Raw genomic sequence first — 782 nt, forward strand, 5'->3', positions numbered from 1 at the left:
TTAACATCAACTTCTAAATAATAAACTTTAATAGAATCTTTATTTAAGCTTGTACCCTGTGGGATGTTATCTTTAAAAACCGCATTTTTAAGGGTTTCTTTCGTTTTGTTCATCTCTACTTTCCAATTAATTTCATTTGTATTAATTGGTCTATCAGGTACCCCTTTTTTATTCGTAGCTGTTTGTACATTAGGCTTAAAGTCAACTGTAATAGAAACATCCTTATCTTTAATTGGGAAAGGAATTTCTTGTGTTGTTGTACCTTTAATTTCAGCTTTATTAAATTCTGTCTTTAATTGTAGGTTACCAGCAACATCTGGATGCTCTTCAACATAATCGTTGAATGTCATCGTGACTTTTCCGTCTTTTGTAACAGTAAAATTACCAATTTGATTGTTTTCACTATCATATAAAGGACTGTTAATTGTATTGTAAATCTTAAAATGTTTAGGAAGATCAAAAATATAGTAATCTCCGCTTTTCACATTCATTGATTTTAAAAGCTCCCATGTAAACTCAATATTGGCAGGGGAATCTGTGCTTGGACGGTTATCCTCTGTAAATGGTTTTCCGTCTTTATCCGTCAACTTTACACCGGTTAAAATGTTTGTTGTTATTTGCTTTGGACCTGAATTTGTATTCTCAACAGGGCTGCTTGCTAGCTTATGTTCTGGATTGCCAGTAGCAATTTTAGCTACTGGGTTTTGTTCCGGATTATCGGTAACAGGTTTAGTTGCTGGGTTTTGTTCCAGATTATCGGTAACAGGTTTAGTTGCTGGTTT

The 782-nt window shown here is 33.5% G+C and carries 1 protein-coding gene; it reads right to left on the bottom strand.

Features of this window, described 5'->3' with window-relative positions:
* On the bottom strand, nucleotides 1–782 hold a 782-nt coding region (locus tag MR160_RS33730), incomplete at both ends, for an Ig-like domain-containing protein (RefSeq protein WP_242299222.1).

It is taken from the genome of Bacillus cereus group sp. BfR-BA-01382, from assembly GCF_022663475.1.
Lineage (GTDB): Bacteria > Bacillota > Bacilli > Bacillales > Bacillaceae_G > Bacillus_A > Bacillus_A thuringiensis_S.